General features: G+C 59.9%; 23 protein-coding genes and 1 pseudogene. 13 read left to right on the top strand and 11 right to left on the bottom strand.

Going from position 1 to position 24,265, the window contains the following annotated elements:
- Positions 1-71: 71 nt before the first annotated feature.
- The 7 genes from fabD to mltG all read left to right on the top strand — a co-directional run bounded on the left by fabD (position 72) and on the right by mltG (position 6,406).
- Positions 72-1,010 (top strand): ACP S-malonyltransferase, encoded by a 939-nt coding sequence (gene fabD, locus GOX63_RS04520; protein WP_170325290.1) that lies wholly within the window; start codon positions 72-74, stop codon positions 1,008-1,010.
- A gap of 41 nt (positions 1,011-1,051) precedes the next feature.
- Positions 1,052-1,789: a 3-oxoacyl-[acyl-carrier-protein] reductase gene (gene fabG, locus GOX63_RS04515; protein ID WP_170325289.1), complete on the top strand. Its 738-nt coding sequence runs from the start codon at positions 1,052-1,054 to the stop codon at positions 1,787-1,789.
- A 209-nt stretch (positions 1,790-1,998) separates the two neighbouring features.
- The gene (locus tag GOX63_RS04510) at positions 1,999-2,232 is read left to right on the top strand and encodes an acyl carrier protein (RefSeq protein ID WP_008756330.1); all 234 of its coding nucleotides are present in this window, start codon (positions 1,999-2,001) and stop codon (positions 2,230-2,232) included.
- Positions 2,233-2,373: 141 nt separating this feature from the next.
- The gene (locus GOX63_RS04505; RefSeq protein ID WP_170325288.1) at positions 2,374-2,913 is read left to right on the top strand and encodes a GNAT family N-acetyltransferase; all 540 of its coding nucleotides are present in this window, start codon (positions 2,374-2,376) and stop codon (positions 2,911-2,913) included.
- 120 nt (positions 2,914-3,033) lie between these two features.
- Positions 3,034-3,777 (top strand): HisA/HisF-related TIM barrel protein, encoded by a 744-nt coding sequence (locus GOX63_RS04500; protein ID WP_170325287.1) that lies wholly within the window; start codon positions 3,034-3,036, stop codon positions 3,775-3,777.
- A 202-nt stretch (positions 3,778-3,979) separates the two neighbouring features.
- The gene (fabF, locus tag GOX63_RS04495; protein WP_170325286.1) at positions 3,980-5,245 is read left to right on the top strand and encodes a beta-ketoacyl-ACP synthase II; all 1,266 of its coding nucleotides are present in this window, start codon (positions 3,980-3,982) and stop codon (positions 5,243-5,245) included.
- Complete coding sequence (gene mltG, locus GOX63_RS04490; RefSeq protein WP_170325285.1) at positions 5,246-6,406, top strand: endolytic transglycosylase MltG; 1,161 nt, start codon at positions 5,246-5,248, stop codon at positions 6,404-6,406.
- Between the two features lie 37 nt (positions 6,407-6,443).
- Here mltG and GOX63_RS04485 read toward each other — a convergent pair whose 3' ends face one another.
- On the bottom strand, positions 6,444-7,700 hold the full coding sequence (locus tag GOX63_RS04485; RefSeq protein WP_170325284.1) for a DEAD/DEAH box helicase: 1,257 nt from the start codon (positions 7,698-7,700) through the stop codon (positions 6,444-6,446).
- 269 nt (positions 7,701-7,969) lie between these two features.
- On the bottom strand, positions 7,970-8,818 hold the full coding sequence (locus GOX63_RS04480; RefSeq protein WP_170325283.1) for a 3-methyl-2-oxobutanoate hydroxymethyltransferase: 849 nt from the start codon (positions 8,816-8,818) through the stop codon (positions 7,970-7,972).
- Positions 8,819-9,575: 757 nt separating this feature from the next.
- Here GOX63_RS04480 and GOX63_RS23635 point away from each other — a divergent pair.
- The 3 genes and pseudogenes from GOX63_RS23635 (at position 9,576) to GOX63_RS04465 (ending at position 14,241) form a co-directional block, all read left to right on the top strand.
- Entirely contained in the window at positions 9,576-9,971 is a 396-nt protein-coding gene (locus GOX63_RS23635; protein WP_174826719.1) for an NlpC/P60 family protein, read from the top strand.
- Positions 9,972-13,936 (top strand): annotated as a pseudogene (locus GOX63_RS04470) (baseplate multidomain protein megatron).
- A gap of 8 nt (positions 13,937-13,944) precedes the next feature.
- Entirely contained in the window at positions 13,945-14,241 is a 297-nt protein-coding gene (locus tag GOX63_RS04465) for a DUF7742 family protein (RefSeq protein ID WP_170544880.1), read from the top strand.
- Here the strand turns inward: GOX63_RS04465 and GOX63_RS04460 are convergent.
- On the bottom strand, positions 14,222-14,560 hold the full coding sequence (locus GOX63_RS04460; RefSeq protein ID WP_170544877.1) for a TraR/DksA family transcriptional regulator: 339 nt from the start codon (positions 14,558-14,560) through the stop codon (positions 14,222-14,224). The genes GOX63_RS04465 and GOX63_RS04460 overlap by 20 nt on opposite strands.
- 84 nt (positions 14,561-14,644) lie before the next feature.
- On the opposite strand from GOX63_RS04460, the gene cysE reads away from it, so the two are divergent.
- Positions 14,645-15,454: a serine O-acetyltransferase gene (gene cysE, locus GOX63_RS04455; protein WP_170325280.1), complete on the top strand. Its 810-nt coding sequence runs from the start codon at positions 14,645-14,647 to the stop codon at positions 15,452-15,454.
- Between the two features lie 66 nt (positions 15,455-15,520).
- Here the strand turns inward: cysE and GOX63_RS04450 are convergent, their stop codons facing one another.
- From GOX63_RS04450 to GOX63_RS04420, 7 genes are all read right to left on the bottom strand, one after another.
- Positions 15,521-16,822, bottom strand: a complete 1,302-nt coding sequence (locus GOX63_RS04450; protein WP_170544874.1) for a pyruvate dehydrogenase complex dihydrolipoamide acetyltransferase — start codon at positions 16,820-16,822, stop codon at positions 15,521-15,523.
- A gap of 14 nt (positions 16,823-16,836) precedes the next feature.
- The gene (locus GOX63_RS04445) at positions 16,837-18,207 is read right to left on the bottom strand and encodes a pyruvate dehydrogenase complex E1 component subunit beta (protein WP_170325278.1); all 1,371 of its coding nucleotides are present in this window, start codon (positions 18,205-18,207) and stop codon (positions 16,837-16,839) included.
- 15 nt (positions 18,208-18,222) lie between these two features.
- Positions 18,223-19,212 (bottom strand): pyruvate dehydrogenase (acetyl-transferring) E1 component subunit alpha, encoded by a 990-nt coding sequence (gene pdhA, locus GOX63_RS04440; protein WP_170325277.1) that lies wholly within the window; start codon positions 19,210-19,212, stop codon positions 18,223-18,225.
- A gap of 167 nt (positions 19,213-19,379) precedes the next feature.
- A complete protein-coding gene (locus GOX63_RS04435) occupies positions 19,380-19,943 on the bottom strand; it encodes a CatB-related O-acetyltransferase (RefSeq protein WP_170325276.1) in 564 nt (187 codons plus the stop codon).
- A 274-nt stretch (positions 19,944-20,217) separates the two neighbouring features.
- Positions 20,218-20,517 (bottom strand): FtsB family cell division protein, encoded by a 300-nt coding sequence (locus tag GOX63_RS04430; RefSeq protein WP_170325275.1) that lies wholly within the window; start codon positions 20,515-20,517, stop codon positions 20,218-20,220.
- A 129-nt stretch (positions 20,518-20,646) separates the two neighbouring features.
- Complete coding sequence (locus GOX63_RS04425; protein WP_170544871.1) at positions 20,647-20,991, bottom strand: lysozyme inhibitor LprI family protein; 345 nt, start codon at positions 20,989-20,991, stop codon at positions 20,647-20,649.
- 66 nt (positions 20,992-21,057) lie between these two features.
- A complete protein-coding gene (locus tag GOX63_RS04420; protein ID WP_170325544.1) occupies positions 21,058-22,248 on the bottom strand; it encodes a phosphoglycerate kinase in 1,191 nt (396 codons plus the stop codon).
- Positions 22,249-22,382: 134 nt separating this feature from the next.
- Between GOX63_RS04420 and GOX63_RS04415 the strand changes: the two genes are divergently transcribed.
- Positions 22,383-22,889 carry a peptidylprolyl isomerase gene (locus GOX63_RS04415; RefSeq protein WP_170325273.1) on the top strand — a complete coding sequence of 169 codons (507 nt, stop codon included), beginning with the start codon at positions 22,383-22,385 and terminating at the stop codon, positions 22,887-22,889.
- Positions 22,882-23,430, top strand: a complete 549-nt coding sequence (locus tag GOX63_RS04410; protein WP_170325272.1) for a peptidylprolyl isomerase — start codon at positions 22,882-22,884, stop codon at positions 23,428-23,430. Before GOX63_RS04415 ends, GOX63_RS04410 begins: the two co-directional genes overlap by 8 nt.
- Positions 23,431-23,473: 43 nt before the next feature.
- Here GOX63_RS04410 and aqpZ read toward each other — a convergent pair whose 3' ends face one another.
- The gene (gene aqpZ, locus GOX63_RS04405) at positions 23,474-24,160 is read right to left on the bottom strand and encodes an aquaporin Z (protein WP_170325271.1); all 687 of its coding nucleotides are present in this window, start codon (positions 24,158-24,160) and stop codon (positions 23,474-23,476) included.
- Positions 24,161-24,265 lie beyond the last annotated feature (105 nt).

Here is a 24,265-nt window from a genome sequence, read left to right as displayed (position 1 = left end):
AGGCAATGCTTGTGCCGCGTCCGCACTCGGTTTACACCCCCCGGCAACCTAACGTCATCCAAGAGGTCGCAATGACACGCGCATTCGTTTTTCCGGGGCAGGGCGCCCAAACCATCGGGATGGGCAAGGCTCTGGCCGAGGCTTATCCGGCTGCTCAGGCTGTGTTCGACGAGGTCGACGAGGCGCTGGGTGAAAAGCTGAGCAGCCTGATCTGGGAAGGTGACATCGCAGACCTGACGTTGACGCAGAACGCACAGCCCGCCTTGATGGCCACCTCGATCGCCGCGATGCGCGCGCTGGAGGCCGAGGGCGTTTCGGTCACCGATGCGGCCTTTGTCGCCGGTCACTCGCTGGGCGAATACTCGGCTTTGGCCGCTGCCGGTGCGTTGTCGGTTGCCGACACCGCCCGTCTGCTGCGCACCCGCGGTCAGGCAATGCAAAGCGCCGTGCCGGTCGGCGAGGGCGCGATGGCCGCCATTCTTGGGCTGGACCTGGACGCAGTCCGCGCCGTTGCCGAAGAGGCCGCACAGGGTGAGGTTTGTCAGGCCGCGAACGACAACGACCCGACGCAGGTTGTGGTGTCGGGTGCGAAGGCTGCCGTGGAACGCGCGGCAGAGATCGCCAAGGAAAAAGGCGCTAAACGGGCGGTTATGCTGCCTGTAAGTGCTCCATTTCACTGTGCGTTGATGCAACCTGCTGCAGATGTAATGGCAGAGGCTCTGGCTGCCGTAGAAATCAAGGCTCCTGCTGTGCCGTTGGTTGCGAATGTACGCGCTGAAGCGGTCACCGACCCAGACCTGATCCGTCAGTTGCTGGTCGAACAGGTCACCGGTTCGGTCCGTTGGCGCGAAAGCGTGCAGTACATGGCCGCGCAGGGTGTGACCGAGACATGGGAGATCGGCGCAGGCAAGGCTCTGTCGGGCATGATCCGCAAGATCAATCGCGACATCGCGGGCAAAGCCGTTGGCACACCGGAAGATGTGCACAAGGTCACTGAGGCCGAATCGTAAGTTGAAAACGTCCCGCCGGGACGCACCAAAAGGGAAACCGAATGTTTGATTTGACAGGTAAGAACGCGCTGATCACAGGCGCTTCGGGCGGTATCGGGGGCGATATCGCACGTGCTCTGCATGGCGCGGGGGCCACTGTCGGGCTGTCTGGTACACGGGTCGAGCCTCTGCAGGCATTGGCGGATGAGCTGGGTGAACGTGCCCATGTCCTGCCCTGCAACCTGAGCGATCCGGAAGCCGTTGCCTCGCTGCCGAAGCAGGCGGCGGATGCGATGGGGTCGGTCGATATTCTGGTCAACAATGCGGGCATCACGCGGGACAACCTGTTCATGCGCATGTCGGACGAAGAATGGCAGAGTGTGATTGACGTCAACCTGACCGCCACCGCCAAGCTGTGCAAAGGCGTGTTGCGCGGCATGATGAAGGCGCGCTGGGGTCGGATCATCAATATCTCGTCCATTGTAGGTGCAACCGGGAACCCGGGTCAGGTCAACTATTCCGCGTCCAAGGCGGGCATGGTCGGCATGACCAAGTCGCTGGCCTGTGAGGTCGCAAGCCGCGGAATCACGGCCAACGCGGTGGCTCCTGGCTTCATCACGACGGCGATGACCGACAAGCTGACCGACGATCAGAAATCCGGTCTGCTGACTCAGGTTCCGGCCGGTCGGATGGGTGAGCCATCGGAAATTGCTGCGGCAGTTCTGTACCTTGCCAGCCCTGAAGCAGGTTATGTTACAGGAGCGACCTTGCATGTGAATGGCGGCATGGCCATGTTGTGATCGCACGCTGAGGCGGGCGCGAAAGCGTTTGCCTCGGGCGTTGTCTGTGCTATAGGCGGCACATGTATGCAGGGGTCGGCCAAACGGTCGGCCTTCTACTTTCCCGGTAATTCGGGGACCCAACCGCCCGGACCGGGCAAATCAAAGCCAGCCTGAGCGGGCAAGGGCTGAACCGGGCATTACGCCCTGAAATGGAATGAGGAATAGACATGAGCGACGTCGCAGATCGCGTTAAAAAGATCGTTGTTGAGCACCTGGGTGTTGAAGAAGACAAAGTGGCTGAAAATGCTTCGTTCATCGACGATCTGGGCGCAGACAGCCTGGACACCGTTGAGCTGGTCATGGCCTTCGAAGAAGAGTTCGGCATCGAAATCCCGGATGACGCAGCCGAAACCATCCAGACCTTTGGCGACGCCGTCAAATTCATCTCTGAAGCGTCCTAATCGCTTCGAAACCGCTTAAAAACGGCGCTTCCGGGCAACGGAGGCGCCGTTTTTTTTGTCTGTTTGGAATTCAGGCTTGTCAGGTGAAGGTTTCGTTCGCAACCATTCCCCAGAGGCATAACAATTCTGAGCGGGCAGGGCATGATACGATCCACCCCGACGATAAACACATCGCGCCTGATGCTTTGCGGCATGCGGCCCGAAGATTTCAACCGGTTCGCCGAGATTTGGCGTAACCCCTGCATTGTGCGCCATATTGGCGGCAAGCCCCGCTCGCGCGGTGAGGCGTGGGATTCGTTTCTGCGCAACGCGGGACATTGGCAGATGGCGGGGTTCGGACAATGGGCTGTGTTGCAGCAATCGAATCGGCTGATGATCGGTCAGGCCGGATTTTTCTATGGTAACCGTGCGCTTGGCGAGGATTTCGACAGTTTCCCCGAAGCCGGATGGATTCTGGTGCCCGAGGCGCAGGGCCAGGGGTTGGGTTTCGAGGCCGCTCAGGCCGCCCATGATTGGTTCGATCGCATCATGCCTGGGCCGTTGGTGGCAATGGTAAATTCGGCGAATTCTGCCTCGCAGAAGTTGGCTCAAAAGCTGGGCTATACCGAAATGCGGGAATGCGATTACAATGGTACTCCCGTCGTGTTGCTGCGCCGGAACGGACCGCCTGCTCGCATGTAGTCTCAAATTGGCTGTGATGCCGCAAAATGACCTCAGTTTGCCGAAACTGGTGAAATTCGAGATTGTCAGTGCGCGTATGGTACGGTGAATTTCAATGCGATTGAGCGGAGGAGCTGGCTCATGAGGATTTACCCCACGATGGAACTGCAGAACGGCCGGTGTGTGACACTGGAAAAGGGCCGTCTGGACGAAGCCATGATCTGGCACGTGGACCCTGTCGAAACGGCGCGTAGCTGGTCGGCCGCAGGCGCGGAATGGATGCAGCTGACGGACTTCGACGCGATCGAAGGGCGGGACACCAACGCCGAACTGGTTGAAGAGATCATCCGCTCGGCCGAGATGCCGGTGCAGCTGGCTGGCGGTATGCGCAGCCGTGAGCAGATCGAGCACTGGATCGACAAGGGGGCAGGCCGGGTCGTCGTTGGCACGCTTGCTGCACGTGACCCGATCTTGGTTAAGGAACTTGCCAAGCTTTATCCGGACCAGATCGTTCTGGCTGTGGATGTTTGGCAGGGGCTGGTCATGACGGAAGGCTGGCGCAGCCAAAGTGCCTTCACGCCCGAAGCCTTTATCGAAGCTTTTGCCGACACCCCGTTTGCGGCCATTCTGGTGACGGATATCGACAGCGATATGGAGGACGTCGAGGCGCAGCTGGGTCTGATTTCCGGCCTTGCTGAAAAGTCCCGCACGCCGATCATCGCCAGCGGAGTTGTGCGCACGGCGGACGATATCTCGCGCTTGGCTTATATCTCGAATATTTCGGGCGCGATTGTCGGACGGGCGCTGTTCCGCAAGTCTCTTGATCTGGCCGATGCGCTGGAAGTGGCCAAAACGGCGCATGAACCGATCGCACAGTTCCAATAACTGACGGACAATTCGAAACCGCCTGTTGCCCTTCGGGCAGCGGGCGGTTTTTTTAATTCTGAACCGTTCGCGAGGTGATGAGCTGAATTTCTTTCGGTTTTGGCAGGATGCTGCCGGAAGGGAATATGCCGTTGCTCTTGCCCCCGGCCCCCGGGCCGGGGTATGAGCGGTTCTCAAACAGGAAGCAGGCAAGAGGCATTTCATGCGCAGAGTCGTTGTAACCGGTCTGGGATTGGTCACTCCGTTGGCCAGCGGGGTCGAGGAAACCTGGTCGCGGCTGCTGGACGGAGAATCCGGTGCGGGCCCGATCACTCAGTTCGACGCTGAGGCAAGCGGGGTCACCACGACCTATGCCTGCGAAGTGCCGCGCGGAGACGGCACGAACGGGACGTTCAACCCCGACGATTGGATGCCGCCGAAAGAGCAGCGCAAGATCGAAGACTTTATCCTGTATTCCATTGCGGCGGCCGACATGGCTTGTGCGGATGCGGGCTGGACGCCCGAGGACGAAGACGCGCGCCTGCGCACCGGCGTTCTGATCGGTTCTGGCATCGGTGGCCTTGGGTCCATCGCGGATACGGCTAACCTGATCCGTGACAAGGGGCCGCGTCGCGTGTCGCCCTTCTTTATCCCCGGTGCGCTGATCAACCTGGCCTCTGGGCAGGTCTCGATCCGTCACGGTTTCAAAGGTCCAAACCACTCGGTTGTAACGGCCTGTTCGACCGGCGCGCACGCAATTGGTGACGCCAGCCGTATTATCCGCGCGGGCGATGCGGACGTCATGGTTGCAGGTGGCGGTGAAGGCTGCATCTGCGAGATTGGCATCGCGGGCTTTAACGCCTGTAAGGCGCTTTCGACCAAATATGCCGATGACCCTAAGAAGGCGAGCCGCCCCTATGACGTCGACCGTGACGGCTTTGTCATGGGCGAAGGCGCGGGCATTGTTGTTCTGGAAGAATACGAACACGCCAAGGCGCGTGGCGCGAAGATTTACGCCGAAGTTCTGGGCTATGGCATGTCCGGCGACGCGTATCATATCACCGCGCCGTCTGAGGATGGTGATGGCGCCGAACGTTCGATGAAAGCCGCGCTGCGCAGCGCCGGGCTGGAACCGAAGGATCTGGACTATATCAACGCGCACGGCACTTCGACCATGGCGGATACGATTGAGCTGGGCGCGGTGGAACGCCTGCTGGGCGACCACGCAGCAAACGCGACCATGACCTCGACCAAATCAGCCACAGGACACCTTCTGGGCGCTGCTGGCGCGATCGAGGCGATCTTCTCGATCCTTGCGATCCGCGATCAGGTTGCACCGCCGACGATCAATCTGGACAACCCGGCGGTTGAAACCCCGATTGATCTGGCACCCAACGCCAAACGCGAGCGTGAGATCAATGTGGCCCTTTCGAACTCATTCGGGTTCGGCGGCACCAACGCGAGCGTGATCTTCGGAAAGGTCAGCTAAATGTGGCGGGCTTTGGCATCGAATGCGCTGACCATCCTAGTGGTCAGCCTGTTCCTGATCGGCGGTCTGATCCTTTGGGGACAGTCGCAATACAAGGCCGAGGGCCCGCTGCAAACTGCCATGTGTCTGCAGGTCAAAAGCGGATCGAACATGACCCGCGTCAGCCAGCAGCTTGAAGATGAGGGCGCCATCAGCAGCGCCATGATCTTCCGGATGGGGGCGGATTACACCGACAAGGCCCAGCAACTGAAAGCGGGCAGCTTTCTGGTCCGTGAAGGCGCGTCGATGGAGCAGATCATCGACGAGATCACCAGCAGCGGCGCCAGCACTTGTGGGTCCGAGATTGAGTATCGCATCGGCGTGACACGCGTTCAGACCCGCGTACGCGAACTGGACCCGGCCACGCTGGACTTTGTCGAGATCGCAAGTTTCGTGGCCGGCGAAGAAGAAGCCCCGGCTGAATACGCTGAAAAGCGTCAGGACTCCGACACGCGCTATCGCGTCTCGGTTGCCGAGGGCGTGACCTCGTGGCAGGTGGTTGAGGCGCTGAAGGGCATTGACGCGCTGACCGGTGAGGTGTCCGAGGTTCCGGCCGAGGGTATGCTGGCCCCCGACAGCTATGAGCTGGCCCCGGGCGATGATCGGGCCGCCGTGCTGCAAGACATGCAGGAAAAGCAACAGTTGCGGATCAACGCGGTCTGGGAAAACCGGCAGGATGACTTGCCGATCAGCAGCCCCGAAGAGATGCTGATCCTGGCCTCGATCATCGAGAAAGAAACCGGTGTTCCGCACGAGCGCGGGCAAGTCGCCAGCGTATTCGTAAACCGGCTTGAAAAGGGCATGAAGCTGCAGACGGACCCGACCGTCATTTACGGCGTCACCAAGGGCCAAGGCGTGTTGGGTCGTGGTCTGCGCCGAAGTGAGCTTCGCCGGGCAACGCCATGGAACACTTACGTAATCGACGGCCTGCCGCCGACACCGATTGCCAATCCGGGGCTTGCAAGCCTTGAGGCCGCTGTGGCACCGGAAGACACCGATTATGTCTTCTTTGTAGCGGATGGAACAGGCGGTCACGCCTTTGCGGAAACTCTGGACGAGCACAACCGCAACGTTGCCAAATGGCGAGAGATCGAAGCTGAGAGAAACAGCTCGAGCAACTAAGAAAAGGGCCGCGTCGTGAAACGCGGCCCTTTCTCTTTTATGCGGCGGGGCGTCGGCGCGGACGGCGACGTTTGGACGGCGCGGGTTTCGACGCTTCATTTGCCCCGTGTGGTCTGCGACCCCGGAACCCACCACGTTTGCGCGGTTTCTTGGGCTCGGCGAATTCGGGCATGGTGCCGCTGGCGACCGGGATTTCGATCTTCATCAGCTTTTGAATCTGGCGCAGCTGATCCAGTTCATCCGGTGCGCAGAAAGCGATACCTTCGCCCTCGCGCCCGGCACGGGCGGTGCGGCCGATGCGGTGAACATAGTTGTCGGGCACCTCGGGCAGGTCATAGTTGATCACGTAAGCAACGCCGGGAATATCAATCCCCCGCGCGGCGACATCGGTAGCGACCAGGACGTTGACCTCTCCGGCGCGGAACGCTTTGATCGCGCGGTCGCGCTGCCCTTGGCTTTTGTTCCCGTGGATTGAGGCGGCGTTGAATCCGTCCGCCACCAGACCTTTCATCAGTTTCTCTGCCCCGTGCTTGGTGCGGGCAAAGACCAGCGTCAGGGCGTCCATATCCGCTGAAAGAACCTCGCGTAGCTTCCGCGGTTTTTCAGCCCTGTCGAGGAAATGAACCGACTGTGTGATCTTGTCTGCAGCCTTGCCCGGGGGCGAGACCTGCACCCGCTGGGGGTTGGTCAGATAGGACTGGCTGAGTTCCTCCATCAGTTTCGGCATCGTCGCCGAAAACAGCATGGTCTGGCGCGGCGTGCCCAAAGCGGGTTCGATTTTGCGCAAGGCGTGGATAAAGCCCATGTCCAGCATCTGGTCGGCCTCATCTAGCACCAGATGGCGGACTGTGCTGAGGTCAACAGCGCCACGCTCCATCAGGTCGATCAGGCGGCCCGGCGTGGCGACCAGAATGTCGGTACCGCGCGACAGGAACGAGATTTGCTTGCCAATGGATTGCCCGCCGACCACGGTGGCAACACGCAGTTTCGTTTTTTGGGTCAGGTTGCGCAGGCTCTCAGCGATCTGGTTCACCAATTCGCGGGTCGGCGCAAGGATCAGGGCCTTGACCGTTTTGGGGGCCGGTTTACCGGGTTGCGCCAGCAGGTGATCGATCAGGGGCAGGCCAAAGGCCAGCGTTTTGCCGGTGCCGGTCTGGGCCAGCCCAAGGATGTCGTGCCCCTGCAGGGCCAGCGGGATCGCCTGGTTCTGGATCGGCGTGGGTTGGGTAAAGTTTGCGCGTTGCAACGCGTCATTCAGGGCCGGGGCAAGGCCCAGCATGTCGAAGTCGAACAAGTATCATTCCTTTTTGATCCGGGACGGCTTTCCGCACCGGACAAGAGCATAAGGTCACGCCAACAGCGCGACCGGCAGGGTTTCTGCGAAGCCTCGGGGCATACAGGCGAGTCCTGTACATCCGGCCGTCGCATCAAGAACCCTGCGTGAAGGGGAACTAGGAGATGTGTATTGCGCTGTGGGGGCCGTTACGGCCAGATGCTCACGCGTCAGCGCTTGATCTGCGGCACATGCGGTCTGCGCGCGGGTTTGTCAAGCTTTGATGTTGGTCACTGATGAGTCGGGGTCCACTTGTCGAGCGCTTCGAGGAACTTGTTATGTTCGCCCTCGCGCATCCCAATATTGGTTTCGGAATAAGGAAAGTTTCGCGCGGTGACCTCAGTATGGAACTGCGACAGCGCGTCGACCCGTTCGTCGTGAATCTGCTTATGCAGCCTGCCGACATTACCAAAGGCATAGGCGTGTTTCGGTGGTTTATCTTCTTCGCTGGCCTCGCCGCAAATGTCTGCAACGAAGGAGAAGATCGCGTCCCCGGCTTTGCCGGAGCCCAGTGAGAACGTGACCACCGTGGTCTTAGTATTCACCGCCGCAAGCACTTCTTCCGCAAGGCATTCGACCTCGACCGCGAAGACACCGACGTCCTCCATCCGCTTGAGGGTTTCATAAACTTTCATCGCCTCATCGGCGGTCCGTCCCCATGCGCGAAGCCCGCCGCAATGGTGGCTGAAGGTGGGGATTAGGCCGATATGGCTTTGAACCGGAATGCCGTCCTTTGCCATCCGCTCCATCACATCCAAGGAACGCAGCGTGTAGTACATGTCTGCCCCATTCCGCATTGTCTCATATGCATGCGCCACGATTTCGTCATCGGACCCGAATTGCGCCCAGGTCGAACCTGCTCCGGTAAAATGGGTGGGTGCAATGCGGCGGACATCCTCCATCTGATCGGCCCCCACAACAAGAAGGTCGATACCGGCATCAACACAGGCCCGAAGCTCGTCGTTATTGGCGGGGTTTGCCATGGACAGGGTACGGCCCGAGCCCTTGAGCGCCTTCAAATCCGCAACGGTATAATTGCGTTTGGCCGGGTTGCGGCTGAAGTCATAGATGCGTTTCATTTGGTCGCGCTCCTGATGGTTTCCCGCACCTTAAACAGCGGTCTGGTGGGCTGGCAATCGCGTAGTCGTTCAGGTTTTTTTAACTCGGTGCGTACTCTGGGTGTTGCGCCCCTGTTGCGCAAATCATTGACTTTGCGGGCTTATTCTCGTATAAGTTGTGTCATGCTAGAAGAAGAGGGCAACGGCCCCGGGGAAACCCGGTGGCCGTTTTTCGTTTCTCTCGTGCGGAAAAACTCACGCATGAGGTCACAGGCAAACATGACTTTGATTACCCCGGAAGAGCGGATGTCCCAGACGGCGGAACTATTGCAGTCGCTTGAGACATCCATTTGCGGTTTGCGCCAAGCAGCGGAAGAACTGCGCAGGCAAATCGGAACCGGGGAGGATGCAGACCTGGCTGGTACGGCCAAACAACTTGGGCAGTTAGAGGGGCTGATCCGAGGTTGTCAGAAAGTGGAGACAAGCTTTGTCGAACAACATCACAGACAAGCCGGAATTGCCCAAGGTGGGTATGCGCTCGACCTTGAGCGCGCTCGATTTGAAATCGGGTGCAGGTTGGCTCGCCTCCGCCGATGCTGCGGTTCGGGACAGATTTCTGAGTGAGATCGGGGAGGGAGGGCTGTGCGCCCTCCCTTTCCTGTTCGAGTTCTGGGCGCTGCCGCACCAGCTGCCGCCCGAGGGCGATTGGCGGTCCTGGGTGATCATGGGCGGGCGCGGTGCCGGTAAGACGCGCGCGGGGTCGGAATGGGTGCGGTCGATGGTCGAAGGGTTCAAGCCATTGGATAAGGGTGTAGGCACCGATTGTCTGGGCTTGCTGCGGGGTGTGTGGCGCGCGCGGCTTGGACGTGAGCCCGAGGCCGTACCCACCTACAGCATGGATTGGTCCGAACCTCAGGGAGAGGAACGCATGTGGGCCGCTGCCCGCCGCCATCTGACCGAAAAGAGCCCCGACGAACCGGCAGCGGGTGATGTTCTGTTGTTCCGGATGCGTGATGGGCGCGTGGCCAAGCATGTCGGCATCGTCAGCGCCACGGGGGCCGTGCCGCGGTTCATTCACGCCTACTCCGGATACGGCGTAGTCGAAAACACGCTGAGCGACCCCTGGCGCCGCCGGGTGGTCGCCTGTTTTGAATTCCCGCTGGAGGATAAGTGAATGGCTACAATAGTTTTGTCCGCAGCAGGGGCCGCGATTGGCGGCGCGATTGGTGGCACCGTTGCAGGGCTTTCAACGGCTGTGATCGGCCGCGCCGTGGGGGCAACGCTGGGCCGCGTCATCGATCAGAGGTTGATGAGCCAATCGGTCTTGGGGGGCGGCAGCGAAGTTGTCGAAGCCGGACGTCTGGACTGTTTCGTCTGACACAGACCGGAGAAGGTGTTCCCGTCGCCACGGTTTTCGGACGTATACGCGTGGGCGGTCAGGTTATCTGGGCGTCGAACTTTCTGGAAACCAAAAGCACCAGCACAACTACGCAATCCGGTGGCGGTGGAGGCAAGGGCTCTCCCAAAGCGCCCGAGGCCACAACGACTACGCACAGCTATAGTTACTCGATTTCTCTGGCCATCGCAGTGGGCTCCGGTCAGATTTCGGATGTGCCGCGTATTTGGGCCGACGGAGAAGAGCTTGAGCGCACAAGCCTGCACATGCGGGCGTATCCCGGTGATCAATTCCAATTGCCCGATCCCTTGATCGAGGCCATTGAGGGCGCGGGCAATGTTCCGGCTTATCGCGGCACGGCCTATGTGGTGATCGAGAACCTGCAACTGGCGCAATTCGGAAACCGCGTACCGCAATTTTCCTTTGAAGTTGTGCGTCAGGAACAGCCGGGTTTACCGGATAAGCCGGAAGCCTTGTCCAGAACGATCCGCGGTGTTGCACTCATGCCGGGCACTGGCGAATACGCTTTGGCGAGCGAACAGATCAATTACACCAAAGGGGTGGGGCAAAGCTGGGCCGCAAATGTCAATTCTCCCTCGGGGGTGCCGGATTTGGTAACCGCGACCCGATCTCTGCAAGCAGAGCTGAGGTCCTGCGATGCGGCCTCGTTGATCGTGTCTTGGTTTGGCGATGATCTGCGATGTGGAACCTGCCAACTGCAGCCGAAGGTTCTGCACAAGGACATCGAGGGCGAGAATATGCCGTGGCATGTGGCCGGTGTGTATCGCAATACGGCCCAGCAGGTTCGACACAAGGATGGTTTGCCGGTCTATGGCGCGACACCCGCTGATGATTCTGTGGTGCAGGCGATCCGTCACCTCAAGGGCTCGGGCAATCGTGTCATGTTCTATCCGTTTATTCTGATGGATCAGCTTGAAGGCAACGGCCTGCCTGACCCATGGTCAGACGCCGGCAATCAGCCGCATCTGCCGTGGCGTGGTCGGATCACGCTGAGCAAGGCTCCGGGACGCGCCGGGTCTCCGGATCAAACTGCCGCCGCAGATGCGCAGGTAGCCGCATTCTTTGGTTACGCGCAGGCCAGCGATTTTGTCGTCGGTGACGGTGTGGTGTCTTATACCGGACCGCAGGAATGGGGCTTGCGGCGTTTCATTCTGCACTACGCGGCCCTGTGCAAAGCTGCCGGAGGGGTGGACTCTTTCTGTATCTCATCCGAGATGCGTGGCTTGACGCAAATTCGTGGCGCGTCCGGTTTCCCGGCCGTGGCACAATTGCGGGCGTTGGCCGCTGAAGCGCGCGAGATTTTAGGGCCAGAAACTAAGATCGGCTATGCCGCGGATTGGAGCGAGTATTTCGGCTATCAACCCAATGATGGATCAGGGGACCGGTATTTCCATCTCGATTCGCTGTGGGCCGATGACAACATCGATTTTGTTGGTGTCGACAACTACATGCCGCTGTCCGACTGGCGCGATGGGGTGGACCATCTGGACGTCCAAGACGGGGCGGATGCGATCTACGACCTCGACTACCTTCGCGGCAATATCGAAGGCGGCGAGGGCTATGACTGGTACTATGCCTCACCGGAGGAGGCCGAAGCCCAGATCCGGGCGCCAATCACGGATGAGGATCACGGTGAGCCGTGGATCTGGCGCTACAAGGACCTGCGCAACTGGTGGTCAAACCGGCACCACGAGCGCATCGGAGGCGTTCGGGAAACGAACCCGACGGATTGGGTGCCCGCGTCAAAGCCGATCTGGTTCACTGAACTTGGCTGCGCGGCGATCGACAAAGGAACCAACCAGCCGAACAAGTTTCTTGATCCCAAATCCTCGGAATCCAGCCTGCCTAAATATTCCAACGGCTTGCGCGACGATTTCATGCAGGTTCAGTACCTGAAGGCGATGCTGGGTTATTGGTCCGATCCTGCGATCAACCCGGTTTCGGACGAATATGGCGGCCCGATGGTAGATATGGCGAACGCGTATGTCTGGGCCTGGGACGCGCGCCCCTTTCCCACCTTTCCTAACCTCCGTAGCCAGTGGAGCGATGGTGTGAACTATCCGCGTGGTCACTGGCTAAACGGGCGGTCAGGAACGCGCACGCTGGCATCAGTTGTCACGGAAATCTGCCACGGGGCCGGGGTAACGCATATCGATGTATCGCGCCTGTATGGCGTGGTGCGGGGATACGCGATTGAGGACGTAACCAGCGCGCGTGCGGCGCTGCAGCCTCTGATGCTGCGTTACGGCTTTGATGCGATCGAACGGGATGGAGTTCTGCTGTTCCAGATGCGCGATGGCCGCAGGCCGATTGAACTGGACACCGATCTGCTCGCCGACAGCGCTGATATCCAAGGCCGCGTCGAGTATCGCCGGGAGGCTGAGACCGAAATGACGGGTCGCGTTCGGTTGCGGTTTGTGCAATCGGACGCCGATCATGACGTGGTCTCGGAAGAGGCCATCCTGCCGGATACACGTACACATTCGGTGTCGGTGAACGAGGTGCCCCTGTCGATGACGCGCGCCGAAGGTCGCCAGACCGCCGAGCGCTGGCTGAGCGAAGCGCGGGTTTCGCGCGAGACAGCCCGGTTTGCGTTGCCGCCGTCGATGCTGCATTTGGGAGCGGGCGACGTCGTCACTCTGACCAAAGATGGACAGGGTGCGCGATACCGGATCGACCGTTTGGAACAAGCCGATCTGCAATTGGCCGAGGCGGTGCGGATCGAACCCGGCGTCTATGCGCCGTCCGATCTGCCCGATGATGAAGTGACCGCAAAGCCCTTTGTCGCGCCAGTTCCCGTCTTGCCGGTATTTATGGATTTGCCGCTGATCACCGGTTCAGAAGCACCACACGCCCCGTATCTTGCCGCTTCGGCAAACCCTTGGCCCGGTAGCGTTGCCGTCTATTCGGCTGCCAGCGACCAGGATTACGCATTGCAAGAGGTTCTTTCTGGGCAGGCTATCATTGGCTTCACTGAAATGCCGCTTAGGCGGGCCAGTGCGGGTGTGTGGGATGAGGGCGCGCCGCTGCGGGTCAACTTGATCGACGGATTGCTGGAATCGCGCCCACGTGGCGCCTTGCTGAATAGCGCCAATCTGGCGGCAATCGGCGACGGGACGCCGGGCAACTGGGAGGTTTTTCAGTTCGCAGACGCCACCTTGCGGGAGACTGGCATCTATACTTTGTCCGGGCGGTTGCGCGGCCAGTTGGGAACAGACGCGGCAATGCCTGATGTGTGGCCCGAAGGACCGATGTTCGTGTTGCTGGATCAGCGGGTCTATCAGACCAGCCTGTTGCGTTCCGAACGGCGGGTGTCAAAACACTATCGCATCGGGCCAGCAACGCGAGGGTACGACGACCCGTCCTTTACCCAATTTGTCGAAGCCTTCGATGGTAACGGTTTGCGCCCTTATGCGCCGGTGCATCTCCGGGCGGTTACCTCAGCTGCAGGCGACCAGATGTCATGGATACGCCGCACCCGGCTGGACGGGGACGACTGGGCCGGGTTGGACGTGCCGCTGGCGGAGGAAAGTGAATCCTACCTTGTTCAAATTCGCGTCAATGGCACGCTGGTGCGGGAACAGATTGCGAGCGAACCCAACTGGTTCTACTCGGTCGCGGCACAAGCGGAGGATGGGGTCAGCGGGGCCTATGAGGTTCGGGTGGCCCAGGTTTCAGCCAGCTACGGGCCAGGCCTGCATACCAGCCTGACAGTCGGGTAGGCCGCGACATGCGCCCTGTTTTGCACGGAGATGTCAGCGCTGCGGCGCGGGCCTTGCTGGCCGCGTCGCCGGTGGACCGCAACCGCCTCTGCACCCGTATGATCCACGAAGCGGATCTGGCCGACAGACATGTCGGCCAGACCGGGCGGCTTCATCCCTTGTTCGGCAATGGATCATTGATGGCAGCGGTACGCAACAGGCGGCTGGCGGATGAACCGGATTTTGACGACCCGCAATATTGCCAGTGTTTTGAGATGGTTCTGCGCCATCTGATCCGGTTTCAGATCACCCGGACGCACAGCTGACGCATTTGGTGGCGGCGAGGTCGAGGCTCAGCCGGTTTTTGGGGATCTCGTCGCCACAATCCTCGCAATACCCAAACTGTCCTTCCTCAATGCGGATCAGCGCGGCCTGCAAGCGCCGCGTCTCGATATCTCGATTGGCTTGCTGCGCCTTGGCCATGGCCTGATTCTGCAAAGCATCCATCCTGCTGAGGCGCCCAACGGCCTGCTGATCCAACTCGACTATGGCCTGCGCATCTTTTTCCGAGGCCGAATGATCTGCAATCTCGGCCAATCGTGCCTGAATCCTTGCGGTAAAGCCTGCCAGTTCGGTGTCATTCATTTTCGTTACCCTGCAGATCACGGGTTTGCGTTTGGTGATTTTACAACTAAATGGCATTCTAGGCGCAGCAAAGGATCAAAAACCATGTTGGAAAAGCGCAGTCACGTGAGGCCGGTTGACCCGGTCTGGACCCGTATCACCACCGAAGCTCAGGCAGCGGTCGAGAGCGAACCACTGATGGGTGGTCTGGTGCATGCTTGTGTCCTGCACCACCGCAGCCTTGAACGGGCCTTGTCGTATCGGATCTCGGCCAAGCTGTGTTCAAACGAAATGTCGATGATGGTTCTGCGCGAAATCGTGGATGAGGCCTATGCGGATGACCCGTCGCTGATCGAAGCCGCGCGTGCGGACCTGATGGCCGTCTATGAACGCGACCCGGCGTGCCACCGTCTGTTGCAGCCGATCCTGTACTTCAAAGGGTATCAGGCGATGCAGGCCTATCGTGTGGCGCATTGGCTGTGGAATAAAGGTCGCCATGATCTGGCGTATTTCTTCCAGATGCGCTCGTCCGAGATTTTCGGGATTGATATTCACCCCGCTGCCCGTATCGGCAAGGGCATCATGATCGACCACGCTCATTCCATCGTAATCGGTGAAACGGCTGTGGTGGGCGATAATGTCTCGATGCTGCATTCGGTGACCCTTGGCGGAACCGGTAAAGAAGAAGAACAGCGTCATCCCACGATTGGTGACGGCGTCCTGATCGGGGCCGGGGCCAAGGTTCTGGGCAATATCGAGGTGGGCCATTGCAGCCGCATCGCCGCAGGTTCGGTGGTGCTGCAAGAGGTTCCGGCCTGCACGACCGTTGCCGGCATTCCCGCCAAGATCGTGGGCGAGGCCGGGTGTGATCAGCCGTCGATCTCGATGGATCACATGCTGGGCAAAGACAAATAAACCGGTACTAATGAACGAAAAAAGCCGCCTCGGGTCTGAGGCGGCTTTATTTGTTTTTGGGGTGGATCAGGCCAGCATGACCATCGGGTTTTCCAGATTGTCGACAATGGCCTGCAGCAGCTCGGCTCCCAGTGCACCGTCGATTACCCGGTGATCGACCGACATGGTGACCGACATCACGGTAGCCACGGTCAGTTCTCCGTCCTCGCCGACAACCGGCTTTTTGACGCCGGAGCCCACGGCCAGAATACCGGCGTGAGGCGGGTTCACGATGGCGTCGAAATTGTCGATGCCGAACATGCCGAGGTTCGAGATCGCAAACGTGCCGCCCTGATATTCATGCGGCGCCAGCTTGCGCTCGCGGGCGCGGGAGGCCAGATCTTTCATCTCGGTCGACAGTGCGGACAGAGACTTCATGTCAGCATCCTGCAGAACCGGCGTGAACAGGCCGCCTTCAATCGCTACCGCGACCGCCACGTCTGACGGTTTCAGTTGCAGAACGCGATCACCGGCCCAAACGGCGTTACAGGCTGGAACCTGTTGCAGAGCGTTGGCGACGGCCTTGATGATGAAATCGTTGACGCTGAGCTTTACGCCGCGACCTTCCAGCTGCTTGTTCAGCTGGCCACGGAATTTCAGCAGTGCGTCCAGCTTGATGTCGCGGCGAAGGTAGAAATGCGGGATGGTCTGCTTGGCTTCGCTGAGGCGTGCGGCAATTGTTTTGCGCATTCCGTCGAGCTTGATTTCCTCGTACTCGCGACCCTCGTACATGCGGGCCACTGCGTCTGCCGACGGACCAGCCGGTGCTGCGGCTGGGGCTGCTGCCGCTGCGGGGGTCGGAGCGGCCGCTGCTGGAGCTGCCGAGGCGCTTTCGACATCCGCTTTGACGATACGACCATGGGGCCCGGTGCCGGTGATCTGCGCCAGATCGAGACCTTTTTGCGCGGCAATCCTGCGAGCTAGAGGCGAGGCAAAGATACGACCGCCATCCGCCTTGACCGGAGCAGCCGGGGCAGGGGCGGGCGCCTCGGACGCCGCTGGCGCGGCGACCTCGTTGCCCGCGGCGGCTGCGGGGGCAGCCGCAGGAGCTGCAGCAGGTGCCGCCGATATATCATCGGCGCTTTCGCCATCTTCCAGCAGAACCGCGATGGCGGTGTTGACCTTGACCCCTTCGGTGCCTTCGGGGATCAGGATTTTGCCGATGGTGCCTTCGTCAACGGCTTCGAATTCCATCGTGGCCTTGTCGGTTTCGATCTCGGCCAGCAGGTCACCGGAGGAGACGGTGTCGCCTTCCTTGACCAGCCATTTGGCGAGCGTGCCTTCCTCCATTGTCGGCGAAAGGGCGGGCATCAGAATTTCGGTGGGCATCTGTCTGTCGCTCCTTACCGGTAGGTCACTTGTTTCACGGCGGCGATCACCTCATCGGTGGTGATCAGCGCCAGCTTTTCGAGGTTCGCGGCGTAGGGCATCGGAACATCCTTGCCGGTGCAGTTGATGACCGGCGCGTCGAGGTAGTCGAACGCCTCCTGCATCACCACGGACGAGATGTAGCTGCCGACCGAGCCTTGCGGCCAGCCTTCTTCGACGGTGACCAGACGGTTGGTTTTCATCACCGAGTTGATGATTGCGCCGGTGTCCATCGGGCGGATGGTGCGCAGGTCGATCACCTCGGCGCTGATGCCTTCCTCGGCCAGCTTGTCGGCGGCTTCCAGCGCGAACTGCATGCCAATGCCGAAGCTAACGATGGTCACGTCCGTGCCTTCGCGCCAGATGCGGGCCTTGCCCAGTGGAATGGTCAGGTCATCCACTTGCGGTACGTCGAAGGAGCGGCCGTAGAGGATTTCGTTTTCCAGGAATACCACCGGGTTGGGGTCGCGGATGGCCGACTTCAACAGGCCTTTGGCGTCGGCCGCCGAATAGGGCATCACCACTTTCAGGCCGGGCACCTGCATGTACCATGCGGCGTAGTCCTGCGAGTGCTGCGCGGCCACGCGGGCCGCTGCACCGTTGGGACCACGGAACACGATCGGACAGCCCATCTGACCGCCGGACATATAGAGCGTTTTTGCGGCAGAGTTGATGATCTGATCAATCGCCTGCATGGCGAAGTTGAAGGTCATGAACTCGACGATCGGTTTCAGTCCACCAAAGGCCGAGCCAACCGCGATGCCAGCAAAGCCGTGCTCGGTGATCGGGGTATCGATCACGCGCTTGCCGCCGAATTCATCCAGCAGGCCTTGGGAAACCTTGTAGGCGCCCTGATATTCGGCGACTTCTTCACCCATCAGGAAGACGTCTTCGTCACCGCGCATTTCCTCGGCCATTGCATCGCGCAAGGCTTCGCGGACAGTCTGTTGCGCCATTGGCGCGTCTGCGGGCCAATCGGGTGAGTGATCAACGACCGGGGCAGCCGGGGCTGTGGCAGGAGCGGCGGCCTCAACCGCCGCAGGGGCGGCTTCGGTCACCGCTGCGACTGCGGGGGCAGCCGCGGGCAGGGCGGAGGCGTCTTCGCCTTCTTCGACCAGAACGGCGATGGGGGTGTTGACCTTGACCCCTTCGGTGCCCTCGGCGATCAGGATCTTGCCGACGATGCCTTCATCGACGGCTTCGAACTCCATCGTCGCCTTGTCGGTTTCAATCTCGGCCAGAATGTCGCCCGACGATACGGTGTCGCCTTCCTTGACCAGCCATTTGGCCAGCGTGCCCTCTTCCATCGTGGGCGAAAGGGCGGGCATGAGAATTTCGGTTGCCATGTCTTAATCGTCCTCTCAGGCGTAAATGTCGGTCCAGAGCTCTTCGACTGAAGGCTCGGGGCTTTCTTTCGAGAATTCGGCGGCCTGGTTGACGATCTCCTTGATCTCTTTGTCGATCGCCTTCAGGTCATCCTCGGTGGCGTGTTTGCCAGCCAGCAGCAGCTCGCGCACATGTTCGATCGGGTCGCTTTGTTCGCGGACCTTCTGAACCTCTTCGCGGGTGCGGTACTTGGCCGGGTCGGACATCGAGTGGCCGCGATAGCGGTAGGTCTTGATTTCCAGAATGTAGGGGCCTTTGCCCGCGCGGCAGTGGGCGACGGCTTTCTCGCCAGCTTCCTTGACTGCCAGCACGTCCATGCCGTTGACGATCTCGCCGGGGATGCCGAAGGCTTCACCGCGGTGGTAGATGTCCTTGGTCGAGGTCGAGCGCGCCTGAGCGGTGCCCATGGCGTATTGGTTGTTCTCGATCACGAAAACCACCGGCAGATCCCAAAGGGCGGCCATGTTGAAGGTTTCGTAGACCTGACCCTGGTTCGCCGCGCCGTCACCGAAATAGGTGAAAGTCACGCCGCCGTTTTCCTTGTACTTGTCTGCAAAGGCCAGACCGGCGCCTAGCGGGACCTGTGCGCCGACGATGCCGTGGCCGCCGTAGAAATGTTTCTCTTTCGAGAACATGTGCATCGAGCCGCCCTTACCTTTGGACAGACCGCCGATGCGTCCGGTCAGTTCGGCCATCACGCCACCTGGCTCCATCCCGCAGGCCAGCATGTGGCCGTGGTCGCGGTATGAGGTGATGCGTTTGTCGCCTTCTTTGGCTGCGGCCTCGAGGCCCACAACAACGGCTTCCTGCCCGATGTAAAGGTGGCAGAAACCACCGATCAGACCCATGCCGTACAGCTGGCCCGCCTTTTCCTCGAATCGGCGGATCAGAAGCATTTCGCGGTAGTAGGTTTTAAGCTCTTCCGCAGAAACATTTGGTTTCTTTGTGGTTTTTCGCGCAGCCATCGTGGCGATCTCCCCCTTCCGGACAGATAGTTTAGCGTTAAACTATCTCATAAAGCATTTTCACCTTTCTGGCGAGGGGAAATGTGACGCAGCGTTATTGACGGTGGGGCAGAAGGGAAATCAGGTCCTGAAACAGCGGTTTTCCACGCGGCCCAAGAGGAAGATCGTTAAACCAGCGCGAGAGCCTCGTTGGCTGAAACTCGCTCAAGCTTCAGTCGTTCGGTGGACTCTTGGACTTTCTGATGGTGATCCATAAACGCGTCAACCGAGCGGGGGTCGACGTCGTTCCAGGTTGAAAATGGCCATTCCCACCATTCCGAAGCCAACAGCCTTTCGATTGTTTGTGCAGGGAACCTGTATCGGATGATGGATGCTGGGGTGCCTGCGACGATTGCGTAGGGCGGGACATCGCGGGTTACGATGGCGCGGGCGCCGACGATGCACCCGGTTCCCAGCCTGACGCCATGCGCCAACAGCGCGCCGTCCCCGATCCACACATCATGGTCGATGACAATCTTTTCGCCAATGGACGAAAAATCAGGGTAGATTGTGCGATTGCTTTCATACTGCCTTGCCCGGCGCGCGCGATAGAACGCCGGGCTGGAAGAAATCCAATCCGTCGGGTGAGCATCCCCCATGATCTGAACATTCTTACCGATCGAGCAATACCGCCCTGTGGACTCTATATGGTCCAGGTAACTCAGGCTGTAGCTGTACGCGCCAAGGGGCATGAACTTTGCAAGCGGGTGTTGGCTGAAAGGTTCGAACCGGGCGTCTCCTCCACGAATTCGAAGAGGGGTTCGAAGCTTTGGGAAAAAACGGATTTTGTGGGTGCGCCATAGAAAGTCGGCAGTGTTTTGGTCGAGTATCATTTGCTGATTGTTCTCAATGGCGGTGGTGCGTGTCGGTGTGGTTCACCGTACCTTAAAGAGACGGGATTGCCGACATCAACACGAAAGAGCGCATTAAGGCGGCCGAATCCGCCTGGCGTCAAAACCGATTATTCTATCGAATTACAATCTCGTCCGAACGGATCATGCCCAGAACCGAACGCGTCTGTTGATCCAGCAGGTCGAGATCCAGATAGGTGTCCGACAAGCGACGGGTCAGGTTTTCCATCTCGGCGATCTCAGCCTCGAGCTTGGCCAAATCGCGCGACAGGGCGTCCCGTTCCGCCGCAATCTCGACCCGTCTGAACAGGCCGTAGTCGCCTTGCACGGCGGCAAAGGTGAAATAGACACCCAGCATAAATGCCACCATGAAGAAAACGACTGCGCCCAAACCGGGCCGATGGGAACGGGACACTCTGTTTACCGCCGTATGAACTGCCTCAATAACGTGCCCTTTGCGAGCATCTGATCGCACTATGTCACAGGCGATTCGGGTTGTGAATCCCCTGATTCGCAATTTTCTAAAATTGTTGGACGCGCGTTCTCAGCGCCATGCGTCCAGCGCTCGATTGCGGGTCAGGGTCTGCTCTTCCATGCAGGCCCAGTAGAACATCGGCGCTGCGCTACCATCGCTTTTCAACTCGGGTTCACAAGTGGCATCGCGGCTTTTCAGCCACGCGCGCTGTTCGTTCAGCAGGGTTTGCCCGTCTCCCCGTGCGTCCGCTACCGGTTTGATCTCTTTCCAAAGCCGGTTGAGCTCACGGTCGGCGATTTCCCATTTCTCCTTGGCGCAGAAATTCGCATCTAACTGGGTCTGCCCGCTGCAACTGGATTGGGCAATGGCGGGCAGGGGAAACAGGGCAATGATCAGGCAGGCAAAAACTCTCATGGCAAAATCTCCACCTTAAAGAGGAGAGTTTACCACGAGTTCCGACACGCGACCAAATTGCGCGGTCTAGCCTTCCAGCGCAGCAACGCCGGGCAGGGTCTTACCTTCCATCCATTCCAGGAACGCGCCACCGGCGGTGGAGATGTACGAAAAGTCCTTGGCCGCTCCTGAAGCGTTCAGTGCAGCAACCGTGTCGCCACCACCCGCGACCGATACCAACTGACCCGAGCGGGTCAGCGCGGCGGCCTTCAGCGCGGCGGCATTGGTGGCGGCGTCAAAGGGTTCGATCTCGAACGCGCCCAGCGGGCCGTTCCAGATCAGGGTCTGGCTTTTGGCGAAGATCTCGGTGATGGCCGCAACGCATTCGGGACCGGCGTCCAGGATCATGCCGCCCTCGGTGCATTGGTCGGCGGGCAGGACCTGATGCGGGGCGTTGGCTTCGAACTTGTCCGAAACAACGATGTCGGTGGGTAGAACGATGGTGCAGCCCGTGCTTTCGGCTTTTGCCAGAATTTCAGCTGCAGTGTCTTTCATTGCGGTTTCTGCCAGCGATTTGCCCACGTTCAGGCCCTGAGCGACAAGGAAAGTGTTCGCCATGCCGCCGCCAATCACCAGATAGTCCACCTTGGCGATCAGGTTACCCAGCAGTTCCAGCTTGGTCGATACCTTCGCGCCACCAACCACCGCAGTCACAGGGCGCTTGGGCGCGCCCAAGGCACCCTCCAGCGCCTCAAGCTCGGCCTGCATAAGGCGACCGGCGCATGAGGGAAGCAGGCGGGCGATGGCCTCGGTCGAGCTGTGGGCACGGTGAGCGGCCGAGAACGCGTCGTTGCAATAAACCTCGCCCAGTTTGGCCATGCCTGCGGCCAGATCAGCGTCGTTCTTGGTTTCGGCCGCGTGGAAACGGGTGTTTTCAAGCAGCAGAACCTGACCGGGTTGAAGGGCCTCGGCGGCCAGCTCAGCCTCTGTGCCGACGCAATCGGCGGCGAACAGGACCGTGGAGCCAAAGGCGTCTTCCAGCGTGGGGGCAAGTTGCTTGAGCGACAGGTTTTCGCGACGTTCACCACCCGGACGTCCGAAATGCGCCAGCAGGATGGGCTTGCCACCCGCGGCCAGAATATCACGGACCGTCGGCACGATGCGCTGAATGCGGGTTGCGTCAGTCACGACCCCATCCACCACCGGAACGTTGATATCGACGCGCACCAGCACGCGTTTGCCGTTCAGGTCCATGTCGTCGAGAGTTTTCCAGCCCATCGTGCAATCCTCGGAAATGTGAAACAGATTTAGGCGGTTCTTTTCCTGCATTTTGCCCTCAGGTCAATGCGTCACTTGGCATTCGCGCGCTCGCATCATAGGTATTTGCGCAAGTTAAACGACAGGAGGGCCTCATGGCCGAGATCAAGGATCCCGAAAACACCATCATCATCGAGCTGAAAGACGGCAATGTCGTTATCGAACTGCTGCCAGACGTAGCGCCTCAGCACAGCGCCCGGATGAAAGAACTGGCGCGTGGTGGTGAGTATGACAACGTGGCCTTCCACCGTGTGATCGACGGGTTCATGGCGCAGACCGGCGACGTACAGCATGGCGACATGGAAGACGGGTTCAACCTGCGTATGGCGGGCACCGGTGGCTCGTCGCTGCCGAACGTTCCAGCTGAGTTTTCCAAGCTGCCGCATGACCGGGGCACCCTGGGTGCGGCACGTTCGCAGAACCCGAACTCGGCCAACTCGCAATTCTTCATCAACTTCAAGGACAACCACTTCCTGAACGGCCAATACACCGTTTATGGCCGCGTCATCGACGGCATGGAGCATGTGGACACCATCGTTCGTGGCGAGCCGCCTGCGAACCCGGATCGCATGATCAGTGTCAAGGTGGCGGCAGATGTATAAGCTGGCCGCAGCCTTTGCCTTGCTGGCCAGCCCTGCGCTGGCCACCGGGCTTCAGATCGAGATCGAAGGCGAGGGCGCCAATGGCACCGTCACCGTCGACCTGTTCGAGGACCTCGCCCCCAAGCATGTCGAGCAGATCAGCGCTCTGGCCGCTGAGGGTAAGTATGACGGCGTGGTGTTCCACCGCGTGATCGACGGGTTCATGGCACAGACCGGCGACGTTGAATATGGCCGGATCGGTGGTGACATGCGCCGCGCTGGTACCGGTGGGTCTGATCGTCCTAACCTGCCTGCCGAGTTCTCGGATTACAATTATGACCGTGGCGTTGTCGGTATGGCGCGGGCGCAGGACCCGGACAGCGCGAACTCGCAGTTCTTCATCATGTTTGAACCGGGCCCGTTCCTGAACGGCCAGTACACGGTTGTTGGTCAGGTGACCGACGGCATGGATGTGGTTGATGCGATCAAGCGCGGTGACGGCCCGAACGGCGCCGTTATCGGTCAACCGGACGTGATGAAAAAAGTCACCGTCACCGAATAATACAAAAAGCCCCGACGCATTCCGCTTCGGGGCTTTTTCACGCTCAGTCGTCGCCCATCGCCTGCCAGATCAGAGCTCCGATAGCGGCACCGATCAGCGGGGCGACCCAGAACAGCCAAAGCTGCGACAGGGCCGGCGCATCAGCAAACAGCGCTACGCCAGTCGACCGCGCCGGGTTGACCGACGTGTTAGTCACCGGAATCGAGATTAGGTGGATTAGCGTCAGGCACAGGCCAATGGCGATCGGGGCGAACCCGTCGGGCGCAAAGTTGGACGTTGCACCAAGGATGACGATGATGAAAAAGGCGGTCATCACGATCTCGATCACCAATGCGGACATCATCGAATAGCCCTCGGGTGACGCTTCGCCGTACCCGTTCGAGGCAAACCCGCCGACACCTTCGAACCCCGGCGCGCCGCTGACGATCAGATACAGGACGGCTGCGGCGGCAATTGCGCCGATCACCTGCGCGATCCAATAGGGGATCAGCTCCTTTGCCGGGAACCTGCCGCCCATCATCAGGCCAAGGCTGACCGCCGGGTTGAAATGACCGCCCGAAATATGGCCGACCGCATAAGCCATGGTCAGAACCGTCAGGCCGAAGGCAAAGGAAACACCCAGCCAGCCGATGCCAACATCTGCAACGCCTGCCGCCAATACAGCGCTGCCGCAGCCACCCAACACCAGCCAGAACGTGCCGAAAAACTCGGCCATGAGTTTTGATGACATGAAAATCCCTCCTGAAAACACTGATTTAAGGTTAATTCAAAAATCACGTTTTGTGAAACGGTGGGAAACGGGGAAATTTCAAAAGCCCTGTTCAGAAATGAATCG

The sequence above is a fragment of the Ruegeria arenilitoris genome, assembly GCF_013031355.1.
GTDB lineage: Bacteria > Pseudomonadota > Alphaproteobacteria > Rhodobacterales > Rhodobacteraceae > Ruegeria > Ruegeria arenilitoris_C.
This window is presented reverse-complemented; position numbering and strand designations above follow the sequence as displayed.